The 12,939-nt window shown below is 41.4% G+C and carries 15 protein-coding genes; all 15 read left to right on the forward strand.

What is annotated here, in order from left to right:
• Positions 1-9 precede the first annotated feature (9 nt).
• The 15 genes from P7J58_RS00350 (at position 10) to P7J58_RS00420 (ending at position 12,935) form a co-directional block, all read left to right on the forward strand.
• Positions 10-1,053, forward strand: a complete 1,044-nt coding sequence (locus P7J58_RS00350; protein WP_029173065.1) for a diacylglycerol kinase family lipid kinase — start codon at positions 10-12, stop codon at positions 1,051-1,053.
• A 136-nt stretch (positions 1,054-1,189) separates the two neighbouring features.
• Complete coding sequence (locus P7J58_RS00355) at positions 1,190-1,390, forward strand: F0F1 ATP synthase subunit C (protein WP_002936021.1); 201 nt, start codon at positions 1,190-1,192, stop codon at positions 1,388-1,390.
• A gap of 36 nt (positions 1,391-1,426) precedes the next feature.
• Entirely contained in the window at positions 1,427-2,143 is a 717-nt protein-coding gene (atpB, locus tag P7J58_RS00360) for a F0F1 ATP synthase subunit A (protein WP_002936020.1), read from the forward strand.
• A gap of 17 nt (positions 2,144-2,160) precedes the next feature.
• On the forward strand, positions 2,161-2,667 hold the full coding sequence (gene atpF, locus P7J58_RS00365) for a F0F1 ATP synthase subunit B (protein WP_024409812.1): 507 nt from the start codon (positions 2,161-2,163) through the stop codon (positions 2,665-2,667).
• On the forward strand, positions 2,668-3,201 hold the full coding sequence (locus P7J58_RS00370) for a F0F1 ATP synthase subunit delta (RefSeq protein ID WP_002936016.1): 534 nt from the start codon (positions 2,668-2,670) through the stop codon (positions 3,199-3,201).
• A gap of 3 nt (positions 3,202-3,204) precedes the next feature.
• Positions 3,205-4,725 (forward strand): F0F1 ATP synthase subunit alpha, encoded by a 1,521-nt coding sequence (atpA, locus tag P7J58_RS00375; protein ID WP_032497571.1) that lies wholly within the window; start codon positions 3,205-3,207, stop codon positions 4,723-4,725.
• 11 nt (positions 4,726-4,736) lie between these two features.
• Positions 4,737-5,615 (forward strand): F0F1 ATP synthase subunit gamma, encoded by an 879-nt coding sequence (locus tag P7J58_RS00380; RefSeq protein WP_002936012.1) that lies wholly within the window; start codon positions 4,737-4,739, stop codon positions 5,613-5,615.
• Between the two features lie 19 nt (positions 5,616-5,634).
• A complete protein-coding gene (gene atpD / locus P7J58_RS00385; protein ID WP_002936008.1) occupies positions 5,635-7,041 on the forward strand; it encodes a F0F1 ATP synthase subunit beta in 1,407 nt (468 codons plus the stop codon).
• A gap of 9 nt (positions 7,042-7,050) precedes the next feature.
• Positions 7,051-7,467: a F0F1 ATP synthase subunit epsilon gene (locus tag P7J58_RS00390; protein WP_002936007.1), complete on the forward strand. Its 417-nt coding sequence runs from the start codon at positions 7,051-7,053 to the stop codon at positions 7,465-7,467.
• Positions 7,468-7,526: 59 nt separating this feature from the next.
• On the forward strand, positions 7,527-7,751 hold the full coding sequence (locus tag P7J58_RS00395; RefSeq protein WP_012775178.1) for a DUF1146 family protein: 225 nt from the start codon (positions 7,527-7,529) through the stop codon (positions 7,749-7,751).
• A 23-nt stretch (positions 7,752-7,774) separates the two neighbouring features.
• Positions 7,775-9,058, forward strand: a complete 1,284-nt coding sequence (gene murA / locus P7J58_RS00400; RefSeq protein ID WP_408555340.1) for a UDP-N-acetylglucosamine 1-carboxyvinyltransferase — start codon at positions 7,775-7,777, stop codon at positions 9,056-9,058.
• Positions 9,051-9,242, forward strand: coding sequence for a DNA-directed RNA polymerase subunit beta (locus tag P7J58_RS00405; protein WP_408555339.1), 192 nt, complete (start codon positions 9,051-9,053; stop codon positions 9,240-9,242). The genes murA and P7J58_RS00405 overlap by 8 nt, the downstream gene beginning before the upstream one ends.
• Before the next feature lie 29 nt (positions 9,243-9,271).
• Positions 9,272-10,111 carry a DNA/RNA non-specific endonuclease gene (locus P7J58_RS00410; protein WP_408555338.1) on the forward strand — a complete coding sequence of 280 codons (840 nt, stop codon included), beginning with the start codon at positions 9,272-9,274 and terminating at the stop codon, positions 10,109-10,111.
• A 186-nt stretch (positions 10,112-10,297) separates the two neighbouring features.
• A complete protein-coding gene (locus P7J58_RS00415) occupies positions 10,298-11,851 on the forward strand; it encodes an MFS transporter (protein ID WP_029185891.1) in 1,554 nt (517 codons plus the stop codon).
• Positions 11,852-11,906: 55 nt separating this feature from the next.
• Positions 11,907-12,935 (forward strand): PfkB family carbohydrate kinase, encoded by a 1,029-nt coding sequence (locus P7J58_RS00420; RefSeq protein WP_408555337.1) that lies wholly within the window; start codon positions 11,907-11,909, stop codon positions 12,933-12,935.
• Positions 12,936-12,939: the final 4 nt, after the last annotated feature.

Below are 12,939 nucleotides of genomic sequence, written 5' to 3' on the forward strand. Positions count from 1 at the left end.
GGTAAAACGATGGAAGAAAGAAGACGTGCTAGACTAATATATAATCCGACCTCAGGTCAAGAAATCATGAAGAAAAATGTGGCCGAAGTATTGGAAATTTTGGAAGGCTACGGTTATGAAACTTCAGCTTTCCAAACAACTGCTGAGAAAGACTCTGCAAAGAATGAAGCTACACGTGCGGCGCTTGCAGGCTTTGACTTGATTATCGCGGCTGGTGGAGATGGAACGATCAATGAAGTCGTCAATGGAATTGCTCCGCTTGAAAAACGTCCGCAGATGGCCATCATACCGACTGGCACCACCAATGACTATGCGCGTGCTTTAAAAGTGCCTAGGGGAAATCCTGTAGAAGCAGCTAAAGTTATCGGTAAGCAGCAGACAATTTTAATGGATATTGGTTTAGCCAAAAATCAAAAAAATGGTTTTCATCAAGAACATTATTTTATCAATATTGCTGCGGCAGGTACACTTACGGAGTTGACCTACAGTGTTCCCAGTCAACTTAAGACCATGTTTGGCTATTTGGCCTATGTAGTAAAAGGAGCAGAACTCCTGCCACAAGTACAATTTACACCTGTTCGTGTAGAGCATGATGAGGGCGTGTTTGAAGGCTCGGTTTCAATGATTTTTGTTGCCTTAACCAATTCAATTGGAGGTTTTGAACAGATTGTTCCCGATGCTAAGTTAGATGATGGTAATTTTACCTTATTGATGGTTAAAACAGGGAATCTATTTGAAATTCTGCATCTGATTCGTCAAGTCTTAGACGGTGGCAAACACATTGAGAGTGATTTAGTTGAATACATAAAAACCAAGAGCCTATCCATCGAAAATCTTAACCCGGATAACCGTCTACTGCTCAATCTAGATGGAGAGTTTGGTGGGGAAGCCCCTGTTCGTCTGTACAACCTATCAAACCATATAGAGTTTTTCGCAGATACAGATCTGGTTTCTGACCATGCAATCACTCTTGATACTGATCAGATGAATCGAGAAGATATGGCCAAACGATTCATTGAAGAAACAGACCATATTGATGAAGCTATTAAATAGGAAGAAAAGATGAAATACTCTTTTCTTTTTATTTTACAAAAACGAATTAAACGCTTACAATGGCGGTATTTTCTTGACAAATAGATGTTTTAGGAGTATCCTTACATGGTATTAAATTTTAAAAGGAGAATTCGTTATGAGTTTAGGCGCATTGGCCCTTGGATTGGCCTGTCTTGGTGTAAGTATCGGTGAGGGACTGTTGGTGGCTTCATACCTTAGTTCGACTGCACGTCAACCAGAAATGCAAAGTAAATTGATGGCTGGTGTATTTTTGGGTGTTGCCTTTATCGAGGGAACTTTCTTCGTAACCTTGGCTATGACATTTGTCTTGAAATAGTAGAAAATAGAGAAATAGAAAAGGGGGGAACCTCCATTGGAAGAACATTTAAGTCCAACCCTTACCCTTGGTCCCGTAACCTTTGACCTGACCATGGTATTGGTTTCTGTCATTACCATTTCCATTATTTTCTTACTTGTTTTTTGGGCTAGTCGTCGGATGGAGCTCAAGCCAAAAGGAAAACAGAATGTTTTGGAGTACGTTTACGAATTGACCATCAATTTTACAAAAGGGAATCTTGGCGATGCGGAAGCAAAGCGGTATTCCTTGTTCTTCTTTACAGTCTTTACTTTCCTTTTGGTTGCCAATAATCTAGGTTTGATGACCAAATTGGAAACAGCAGAAGGACATAATTTGTGGACTTCTCCAACGGCCAATATGGCTTACGATTTCGGTTTGGCAACAATTGCAACAGTATTTTGTCATGTTGAGGGTATTCGTCGTCGCGGTTTCAAGGCATACCTCAAATCTTTTGTGACACCCTGGGCTATGGCTCCAATGAACATTTTGGAAGAAGTGACCAACCTTGTGTCGCTTGCTCTTCGTCTGTACGGTAACATTTATGCTGGTGAAGTGCTTGTCTCTCTTCTTCTACAATTATCTCAACAAAGTGCACTTGCATATCCGATTGCCTTTGCTCTGAACGTTGTTTGGACAGCATTTTCTGTATTCATTTCATGCTTGCAGGGATATGTATTTATCATGTTGGTATCTATGTACTTAAATAAAAAAATCAGTAGTGAGAGTGAATAGGAAAGGGAAAGACAACTATGGCAACAACTATTACAATGCAATCTAGTACCATTCTTGGAAACTTTATCTTGGTAACAGTCTCATTTGCAGTACTTATTATTCTTATTCGTGTTTTTGCATGGGATAAAATTACAGGTATTTTTGAAGAACGTGCCAATAAGATTGCGAACGATATTGATGCTGCAGAAGAAAAATTAACAGCAGCAGCAAACCTTGTTCAACAACGTGAAGATGAGTTGGTACAGGGACGTATCGAAAGTCAAAAGATTATTCAAGATGCGGTTGAACGTGCAAAACTAGAGAAAAAACGAATTTTAGAACAAGCTGAAGTTGAGGCTCAAGCTCTAAAAACAAAAGCGACAATGGAAATTGAAGCTGAAAAACGAGAGGCACAGGAAAACTTGCGCGTTCAAGTTGCTGAATTGGCAGTTGATCTTGCAAGCAAAATTATTTTGGAAGATTTGGACCAACAAGCTCATAGTAACTTGATTGACCGTTATTTGGACAAACTAGGAGACAAGTAGATGAACGCTAGAGAAAATGCCATCGTGCAAAAATATGCTCTATCATTTGTTGAAAAAGTCAGTGATCATGCAGATATTTGGGATATGTATGACCAGATTTCTGACTTGATTTCCATCATTCATGATAGTAAGCTGAATCGAATCTTGCTGTCAGCGACAGTATCGAGAGAAGAAAAGGCTGACTTTGTAAGGACGGTACGTCAATCTAGTTTCTGGCAAATCAATGACTTGATTGAAGATGTTATTCGTGATGGTCATGCAGACTTGCTTCTTGAAACCCTTGAGCGTGTCCAATTACAAATCAGTAAATTTAAAAATGAATTTGAAGCCCGTGTGGTTTCAGTCTATCCGTTGACAGAAGCTCAAAAAGAGCGTCTCCGTCACTTGGTAGAACAACGATTTTCCTTGCGTGTACGTAATATCACGGAAGAACTTGATCAAAGTCTCCTCGGTGGTTTTATTGTAACGGTTAACCATAAGGTAATCGATGCAAGCGTTCGGACACAGTTGAAGGACGTTAGAAAAAAACTTTAGAAAATAGAAAGTGGTGTTCTTTTGATTAATGCACAAGAAATTAGCGCTTTACTAAAACAACAAATTGAAGGCTTTCAGCCTGACTTTGACTACACAGAGACTGGTGTCGTAACCTATATCGGTGACGGTATCGCCCGTGCGCAAGGTCTTGACAATGCCATGAGTGGAGAGCTTTTGGTATTTGAAAATGGCACCATTGGTATGGCACAAAACTTAGAAACTAACGATGTTGGTATCATCATTCTCGGACAATTTACCGATATTCGTGAAGGGTCAGTTGTTCGTCGTACTGGTAAAATTATGGAAGTGCCAGTTGGTTCGGCTTTGATTGGTCGTGTCATCAACCCACTTGGTCAACCTGTAGATGGTCTTGGTGAAATTCGTACTAGTAAGACTCGTCCGATTGAATATCCAGCACCAGGTGTTATGCAACGTAAGTCGGTTAATGAACCGCTTCAAACTGGTCTCAAGGCGATTGATGCTTTGGTTCCGATTGGTCGTGGTCAGCGTGAATTGATTATCGGTGACCGTCAGACAGGGAAGACATCTGTAGCTATTGATGCTATTCTCAACCAAAAAGGCCAAGACATGATTTGTATCTATGTGGCTATCGGTCAGAAAGAGTCAACTGTTCGTACTCAGGTTGAAACGCTTCGTCAATATGGTGCTTTGGATTACACAATCGTAGTAACAGCATCGGCTTCACAACCATCTCCATTGCTTTTCTTGGCTCCTTATGCTGGTGTTGCGATGGCAGAAGAGTTCATGTATGAAGGCAAACATGTCTTGATTGTTTACGATGATTTGTCAAAACAAGCGGTAGCTTACCGTGAATTATCTCTCTTGCTTCGTCGTCCTCCGGGTCGTGAAGCCTATCCAGGGGATGTATTCTACTTGCACAGTCGCTTGCTTGAGCGTTCAGCAAAGGTTTCAGATGAACTGGGCGGCGGCTCCATTACAGCTCTACCATTTATTGAAACACAAGCGGGAGATATTTCAGCTTACATCGCGACCAACGTGATTTCAATCACGGATGGACAAATCTTCTTGAAGGACGATTTATTCAACTCTGGTATCCGTCCAGCCATTGATGCAGGTTCTTCTGTATCACGTGTAGGTGGCTCTGCACAGATTAAGGCCATGAAAAAGGTTGCAGGTACCCTTCGTATCGATTTGGCTTCATACCGTGAATTAGAAGCCTTTACTCAATTTGGTTCGGATTTGGATGCAGCAACTCAGGCCAAACTCAACCGTGGTCGTCGGACTGTGGAAGTGTTGAAACAACCATTGCATAAGCCACTTCCAGTTGAAAAACAGGTTTTGATTTTGTATGCTTTGACAAATGGCTTCTTGGATTCAGTGCCAATTGATGATATTTTGGCATTTGAAGAAGAACTGTACGCATATTTTGATTTGCACTACGATGGTCTTTTGGATGTTATTCGTACAACAAAAGATCTTCCTGATACAGATGAATTGAATGCTGCTATCCAAGCTTTCAAAGACCAGTCTGTCTTTAAGTAAAGGAGTGAATAATGGCAGGTTCTCTAAATGAAATCAAATCAAAAATTGCATCTACTAAGAAAACCAGTCAAATCACCGGTGCCATGCAGATGGTTTCGGCTTCTAAACTAGCCAAATCAGAGCAATTAGCGCAATCCTTTCAGATCTACGCTAGTAAGGTTCGTCAGATTACAACGGATCTCTTGCGTGGAGAATTGATGGCTTCAGATACAAGCAATCCAATGCTGATTCGTCGTCCAGTTCAAAAATCTGGTTATATTGTCATTACATCTGACAGTGGACTAAAAGGTTCTTATAATTCCAGTATTTTGAAGGCTGTGATGGGAATGATTGAACAGGACCATGACTCAAAAGATGAGTATGAGATTATTGCTATTGGTAGTATGGGAGCTGATTTCTTCCGTGCTCGTGGTATCAATCCTGTCTTTGAATTGCGTGGTTTAGCAGACAATCCAAGTTTTGAAGAGGTTCAAAAAATCATTTCTAAGTCTGTTGAGATGTACAAGAATGAACTCTTTGATGAGTTGTATGTTTGTTATAACCACCATGTCAATAGTTTGACCAGTCAGGTGCGTGTACAACAGATGCTTCCTGTAGAAGATTTGGACCACAATGAAGCAGATGGTTATACAGCTACCTTTGAGTTGGAACCAAACCGTGAGGTTATTTTGGAACAACTCTTGACTCAATATGCAGAATCAACTATTTATGGAGCGATTTTGGATGCCAAAACTGCTGAAAATGCAGCAGGTATGACAGCCATGCAGACAGCGACGGATAATGCTAAGAATGTCATTAACGATTTGACAATCCAATACAATAGGGCTCGTCAGGCAGCGATTACTCAGGAAATTACTGAGATTGTAGCTGGTGCCTCAGCCCTTGAGTAATAGAAATAGAGGAAATAGAATGAGTTCAGGCAAAATTACTCAGGTTGTCGGACCAGTTGTAGACGTTGCGTTTGCAGCAGAAGATAAACTTCCTGAGATTAACAACGCACTCGTTGTATATAAAAATGATGATTCCAAACAAAAAGTCGTGCTTGAAGTGGCTTTGGAACTTGGTGATGGCGTTGTACGGACCATTGCCATGGAATCAACGGATGGATTGACACGTGGGATGGAAGTTCTCGATACAGGTCGTCCCATCTCTGTTCCAGTCGGTAAAGAAACGCTGGGTCGTGTCTTCAATGTGTTGGGAGATACCATTGACCTTGAAGAGTCTTTTCCGGCAGATTTTGAACGTGAGCCTATCCATAAGAAAGCGCCGGCTTTTGACGAATTATCTACTTCAAGCGAAATTTTGGAAACAGGGATTAAGGTTATCGACCTCCTAGCACCTTATCTAAAAGGTGGTAAGGTTGGTCTCTTCGGTGGTGCCGGCGTTGGTAAAACCGTCCTTATCCAAGAATTGATTCACAATATTGCCCAAGAACACGGTGGTATCTCTGTATTTACCGGAGTTGGTGAGCGTACTCGTGAGGGGAACGACTTGTATTGGGAAATGAAAGAGTCAGGAGTAATTGAAAAAACGGCCATGGTATTTGGTCAGATGAATGAGCCACCAGGAGCTCGTATGCGTGTTGCTCTTACTGGTTTGACCATTGCGGAATACTTCCGTGATGTGGAAGGACAGGATGTTCTTCTGTTCATCGATAATATCTTCCGTTTCACTCAGGCTGGTTCAGAAGTATCAGCCCTCTTGGGTCGTATGCCGTCAGCCGTTGGTTATCAGCCAACACTTGCAACTGAGATGGGACAATTGCAGGAGCGTATTACCTCAACCAAGAAAGGTTCTGTTACATCTATTCAGGCTATTTACGTACCTGCGGATGACTATACAGACCCAGCCCCAGCGACAGCCTTCGCTCATTTGGACTCGACTACCAACTTGGAGCGTAAGTTGACTCAGCTTGGTATCTACCCTGCGGTGGATCCATTGGCTTCGTCATCACGTGCACTTGCTCCACAAATCGTTGGTGAAGAGCACTATGCAGTAGCTATGGAAGTAAAACGTGTCCTTCAACGTTACCAAGAATTGCAAGATATTATTGCCATTCTCGGTATGGATGAATTGTCAGATGAAGAGAAGACCTTGGTTGGTCGCGCTCGTCGTATCCAATTCTTCCTCTCTCAAAACTTCAACGTTGCGGAGCAATTTACAGGTATGCCAGGTTCTTATGTGCCAGTAGCTGAAACGGTGAAAGGCTTTAAGGAAATCTTGGACGGCAAACACGACCATCTACCAGAAGATGCCTTCCGAAATGTTGGTTCAATTGAGGATGTGGTCGCTAAAGCTGCTAAAATGAAATTCTAGAGGTGGCTTATGGGACAAATGACTGTACAAATCGTAACACCAGACGGTATCAAATATGACCATCATGCAGCATTTGTTTTGGTCAAAACGGTTGATGGTGAGATGGGTGTCTATTCTGGACATGAAGAACTGATTGCAGTTTTGGAAATCGGTGAAATGAAAGTGCGTCGTGTTGATGATGAAAACCATGTAGACTGGATTGCGGTCAATGGTGGAATCATTGAAGTCAACAAGGATATTATTACGGTCATTTCTGATTCCGCTGAGCGGGAACGAGATATTGATATTAGTCGTGCAGAACGTGCCAAATTGCGCGCGGAACGTGAATTGGAAGAAGCACAGACTGCTCGTAATATTGATATGGAGATGCGTGCAACAGTCGCCCTCCAACGTGCGATAAATCGTATTCGTGTTGGGAAACATTAATCTATATGGGATTGAACTTGGTTCAGTTCCATTTTTTAATTTCATGGTATAATGGAAACATGGTAATTTCAATTTTACAGTTTTTTAGTCATATATTGTTTATCTATCTGGCTCATCATCTCTTGGTTACAACAGTTGATTGGTCACGGTGGTTGAAGGTGACTGGGGACAATCAGCGTAAAATCAATTTGCTGATTCTCTTTCTGGCAATAGCACTGGGATACTTGGTCTCGACTTTCTTTTTAGAATTGTTGATGATGGGACGCTCTTTTGCAAATATGTGATTTAAGTAAGAAAAGGATAAGAAATGGATACAATTATTGTTACAGGTAGTAAAAACGGTTTGAAAGGACAGGTTGAGATTGAGGGGGCGAAGAATGCCGTTCTGCCTTTATTGGCAGCAACAGTTCTAGCAAGTCAAGGGCAAACCAAATTGACTCAGGTTCCTATTTTGTCTGATGTCTATACAATGAATAATGTTGTACGTGGTCTGGGAGTTCGGGTTAAATTTGATGAAGCTACCAAATCAATCGATATTGATGCAACTGGCAAACTTGGAAATGAAACTCCTTACAAATATGTCAGTCAGATGCGGGCTTCTATTGTTATTCTTGGTCCGATTTTGGTACGTAATGGCTATGCTAAGGTTTCTATGCCAGGTGGTTGTACCATCGGTAGCCGTCCTATTGATTTGCATTTGAAAGGTTTGCAAGCTATGGGGGCTAAAATTAAACAAAGAGCTGGATATATTGAAGCAAGTGCGGAGAACTTGCAGGGAGCTCATATCTATCTTGATTTCCCAAGTGTTGGGGCAACGCAAAATTTGATGATGGCTGCAACGCTTGCGCAGGGTACAACTGTTTTGGAAAATGCTGCGCGGGAACCTGAAATTGTTGACTTGGCTATTTTCCTCAACAAAATGGGGGCCAAAGTTAAGGGAGCAGGCACAGAGACAATTACGGTTACTGGTGTAGAAGAATTGACTGGTGCAGAACACCAAGTGGTGCAAGATCGTATTGAAGCGGGTACCTTTATGGTGGCAGCGGCAATGACTGGCGGCGATGTCTTGGTGAAGGATGCTGTCTGGGAGCACAACCGTCCACTCATTTCTAAGATGTTGGAAATGGGAGTTGAGGTGACGGAAGAAGCTGAAGGGATTCGAGTTCGTTCGCAAGTGGATAAGCTTAAACCTGTAACAGTAAAAACCTTGCCACACCCAGGCTTCCCAACGGATATGCAGGCTCAATTTACAGCCCTAATGGCAGTTGCAAAGGGTGAATCTACCATGATTGAAACGGTATTTGAGAATCGTTTCCAACATTTGGAAGAAATGCGTCGGATGGATTTGCATTCGGAAATTTTACGAGATACAGCTATCATCACGGGAGGACAAGCTCTGCAAGGTGCTCAGGTTATGTCTACTGATTTACGAGCGAGTGCCGCTTTGATTCTGGCTGGTTTGGTTGCTGAAGGTGAGACGATTGTAGGTAAATTAACGCACTTAGACCGAGGTTACTATCGTTTTCATGAGAAATTAGCTGCTTTAGGTGCAACGATTGAACGTGTGAGTGGAGAAGATGAAAATGGATAAGGATAATCTTAGCTATGTTGGTAAAAATTTAATCTTAGTAGCAGTTGTTTTGTTGATTGCTATTTTGGTGTTTATTTTAGGATTAATGGTTGGTTACGGTGTCATAGGAGATGGAGACAATGTATTTGCGGTGTTGTCACCAGCTAAGTGGCAAGAATTAATGAGTAAATTTACAGGAAAGTAGGCTAGACCTGCTTTTTTGATGGAGAGAAAATGGCGAAGAAAAATGTAAAAAAACAAGCAATGAGTCTGCTAAGTTTGATAGCTACTATAGTTGTTGTCGGTGGTGGCTATCTACTCAATAACTCAAATAGTCAGTCAACAGCGAATCACGCCTACTATGTCAATCAGTCTAAGGCAAGTGAGAGCACACCTAGTCAGGAATTGGCTCGTTCTGTCTTGACGGGGAGTGTAAAAAAACAACTGGGTAATTCGATTGAATGGAATGGTGCTGGAGCATTTATTATTAACGGGAATCAAACGGATTTAGATGCATCGGTCACAAGTAAGCCCTATGCGGATAATAAGACAAAGACTGTGCAAGGAGAAACGGTTCCAACGGTGGCAAATGCCCTGATGACCAAGGCGACGAGACAGTACAAGGACCGCAACGAAACAGGAAACGGAACTACATCATGGACTCCAGCAGGTTGGCATCAGGTGCAGGATTTGGAAGGTGCCTATGATCATGCGATTGATAGAGGGCATCTGCTGGGCTATGCCTTGATTGGCGGTTTAAAAGGCTACGATGCTTCGACTAGTAATCCTAAAAATATCGCAGTTCAAACAGCTTGGGCCAATCAGGCAAGAGCTGAGGATTCGACGGGGCAAAACTATTTTGAAACCTTAGTACGAAAAGCCTTAGACAAGAATAAACGTGTTCGCTACCGTGTAACCTTGATCTATGCTGATGAGGATGATTTGCTTCCAGTCGGAAGTCATCTGGAAGCAAAATCATCCGATGGCAGCTTGGAGTTTAATGTCTTTGTACCTAACGTGCAGAGCGGACTCAGTATTAACTACAATAGTGGGGCAATTACAGTAAATCAATAAATAGTCAGACGAATTCTCCCTCGCTAGATCAAATATATCAGACGATTTTCATATAAAATCGTCTTTTTTTACGTATAATTAAAAATATTTACAAAAACAGTTGACAAATCATCTGATGAATATTAGAATATAGTTAAAGAAAACGCTTACGACTTTGTCGTAGAAAACATTTAGGAGGAATTTCCAATGGAAAAACATGTTGAGCAACGTGTCGAAGACGTTACTTATAATAAAGCCAAGTTATGGCAAATTATATTATTTGCGATGAACAATTCATCGACGAATATTTACTTGGTTGCCTTTACTTTCGTGACTTATTTATCGACAGGCGTGCTTGGTCTGGCAGCCCTGTTTGTTAGTCAACTCATGGGCTATATTCGTATTTTTGATGGGTTCATCGATCCTACAATCGGAGTTATCATTGATAAAACGGATACTAAGTTTGGTAAATATCGTCCCATCTTGGTTTTGGGGAATATCATTACAGCAGCTTCTCTTTTTATGATGTTAGGTTTAAGTGGAGTTAGTGAGAGTCTCCGTCTTCCTCTATTCATCCTTGTAATGATTATCCATAAAATTGGTTATTCATTGCAACAGACTATTACAAAAGCAGGACAAGTTGCGCTTACCAATGATCCAAAGCAACGTCCAATCTTTAATATTGTTGATGGTATTGCCACAACTGTGTTGATGACTGGTAGTCAGGTTGTTGTATCAGGGACATTGGTTCCGAAACATGGTGGTTTCACTCCAAGTTTCTTCCAAGAATTGTTCCTCGGTGTAGTAGTAATTTCAGCTGTTCTGGGTATTCTTGCTATTATCGGTATTTGGGAGAAAGACAATAAGAAATACTTTGGTCTTGGTGAGAAGACACAAGAAACGAAGTTGAAAGACTACTGGAAAGTTATCAAAGGAAACAAACCTTTGCAGGTTCTTTCAATCTCTGCAGCCTTTGTAAAATTTGTTGCTCAACTGTTTGGAGATTCCGTTATCGGGGTTATGCTGTATGGTATCATCTTTGGTGATTATGCCCTTTCAGGAAAGATGTCTATGCTTCTGATTTTACCTGGTATTCTCGTAACTGTTGGAGCAGCTCAGCTAGCTCGTCGTAAAGGTTTACGTTTTGCATATGTAACTGCACTGCAATTAGGTATTACAGGTCTCATCGTTCTAGCAGTTATGCTTCTTTCTGCTAAACCAGGGATGTTAGACTTGTCAAATTGGAATCTCTACACAATCGGTTTCTTTGTTGTTTATATCATTGCTCGCTACGCATCTAGTGCCCCATCTGGTTTGGTATTGACCATGGGTGCGGATATTACAGACTATGAAACATCAGTATCTGGTCGTTACTTGTCAGGTATGATTGGGACTATCTTCTCATTGACAGACTCAATCGCTTCTTCATTTGCTCCAATGGTTGTTGGATTTGTATTAGCAGGTATCGGTTTTGGTAAAGAGTACCCAACTGTTGAAACAGCATTCTCAACAGATTTGAGAATGGCACTGATTGTCCTGTTGACAGTGATTCCAGCAGCGGTATTGAGCGTATCCTTGTTCTTGATGAAATTCTACAAACTAGACCGTGAAGAAATGGCTCGTATTCAAGAGAAAATCCATGTTATGAAAGCGGCAAAAGATGAAGAACGTGTGCGTGCGATTGCAAAAAATGTTCCATTATCTGATATGGATTATGTGGATGTAACTCAATATAAGGTTGACCAGTACGACGATAAATAATACATTAACGACCTAGTTGGAGGCTTCCAGCTGGGTCTTTCATCTAGGAGGCGGTATGAAAAAAATCTTAGCATTTGGAGAAGTTTTATTGCGGCTATCTCCTCCTCATTATCAGACCTTAACACAGGCCACGAGTTTAGATTGTCAGTTTGGTGGTTCGGAGTTGAATGTTTTAGTCAGCTTGGCTCAGCTTGGTCACTCAGTCGAGTTGGTGACAGCACTGCCTAAGAATGAAGTGGGAAAAATGGCAGAACACTTTCTCTTTGCAAGACAGATTGGACAGAAAAATGTGATTCGAAAAGAGGGAAGGCTGGGGCTTTATTATTATCAAAAGGGTTTCTCTCTTAGACCTAGCCAGGTGACCTACGACCGTGATTATTCTGCTTTCAGCTTATCCAAGGAAGAAGATTATGATTTGGAAGGTATGTTTGACGGTGTCGATTGGTTTCATGTGAGTGGTATAACGGTCGCTTTGAATCCTGATATTTATCGACTGGCCTTTCGTTTGATGGAAATGGCAAAGGGGCAGGGTGTTAAGGTCTCCTTTGACTTGAATTATCGAGAAAGTTTGTGGTCTTCTTTTGAAGAAGCGAGGGAGAAATTGTCTCCTTTTGTCAGTTTGGCAGATATTTGCTTTGGTCTAGAGCCTATTCAACTCTTCAATGAATTTGGAAAAGATGTGAAGGATGAATTGGGGTTGAAACGCCCCTATGAAAATAAAGAAGTCTTGTTGGCGGTGGTTAAAGGTCTGGCGGAGACTTATTCTTTGCAAAGTCTTGCTTTTACCCAGAGGGAAATGACCTACAATAATGAGTATTTGCTGAAGGCATACTTGTATCAAGATGGTATTCTTTATGAAACGGAAAAAGAATCCATTCAAGTTCTGGACCGAGTTGGGACAGGGGATGCCTTTACAGCAGGAATTATTTTTGGCTATTTGCAGGAAAAAACGCCACGGGAAATACTCGACTTAGGTATGGCTAGTTTTCAATTCAAACATACCATTGAAGGGGACATTAATGTCATCAGTCAATCAGATATTGATTTGCTATTGAAAAAAGGGTCACGTGAAATAAAACGATAGAAAG

The sequence above is a fragment of the Streptococcus suis genome (assembly GCF_046032535.1).
Lineage (GTDB): Bacteria > Bacillota > Bacilli > Lactobacillales > Streptococcaceae > Streptococcus > Streptococcus suis_AK.

What these genes read in the sequence shown, in the direction of transcription:
- P7J58_RS00355 (WP_002936021.1), top strand. Translation starts at nt 1,190, where the DNA reads ATGAGTTTAGGCGCATTGGCCCTTGGATTGGCCTGTCTTGGTGTAAGT.
- atpD (WP_002936008.1), top strand. Translation starts at nt 5,635, where the DNA reads ATGAGTTCAGGCAAAATTACTCAGGTTGTCGGACCAGTTGTAGACGTT.
- P7J58_RS00380 (WP_002936012.1), top strand. Translation starts at nt 4,737, where the DNA reads ATGGCAGGTTCTCTAAATGAAATCAAATCAAAAATTGCATCTACTAAG.
- P7J58_RS00395 (WP_012775178.1), top strand. Translation starts at nt 7,527, where the DNA reads ATGGTAATTTCAATTTTACAGTTTTTTAGTCATATATTGTTTATCTAT.
- P7J58_RS00390 (WP_002936007.1), top strand. Translation starts at nt 7,051, where the DNA reads ATGGGACAAATGACTGTACAAATCGTAACACCAGACGGTATCAAATAT.
- murA (WP_408555340.1), top strand. Translation starts at nt 7,775, where the DNA reads ATGGATACAATTATTGTTACAGGTAGTAAAAACGGTTTGAAAGGACAG.
- P7J58_RS00415 (WP_029185891.1), top strand. Translation starts at nt 10,298, where the DNA reads ATGGAAAAACATGTTGAGCAACGTGTCGAAGACGTTACTTATAATAAA.
- atpF (WP_024409812.1), top strand. Translation starts at nt 2,161, where the DNA reads ATGGCAACAACTATTACAATGCAATCTAGTACCATTCTTGGAAACTTT.
- P7J58_RS00405 (WP_408555339.1), top strand. Translation starts at nt 9,051, where the DNA reads ATGGATAAGGATAATCTTAGCTATGTTGGTAAAAATTTAATCTTAGTA.
- P7J58_RS00420 (WP_408555337.1), top strand. Translation starts at nt 11,907, where the DNA reads ATGAAAAAAATCTTAGCATTTGGAGAAGTTTTATTGCGGCTATCTCCT.
- P7J58_RS00410 (WP_408555338.1), top strand. Translation starts at nt 9,272, where the DNA reads ATGGCGAAGAAAAATGTAAAAAAACAAGCAATGAGTCTGCTAAGTTTG.
- P7J58_RS00370 (WP_002936016.1), top strand. Translation starts at nt 2,668, where the DNA reads ATGAACGCTAGAGAAAATGCCATCGTGCAAAAATATGCTCTATCATTT.
- P7J58_RS00350 (WP_029173065.1), top strand. Translation starts at nt 10, where the DNA reads ATGGAAGAAAGAAGACGTGCTAGACTAATATATAATCCGACCTCAGGT.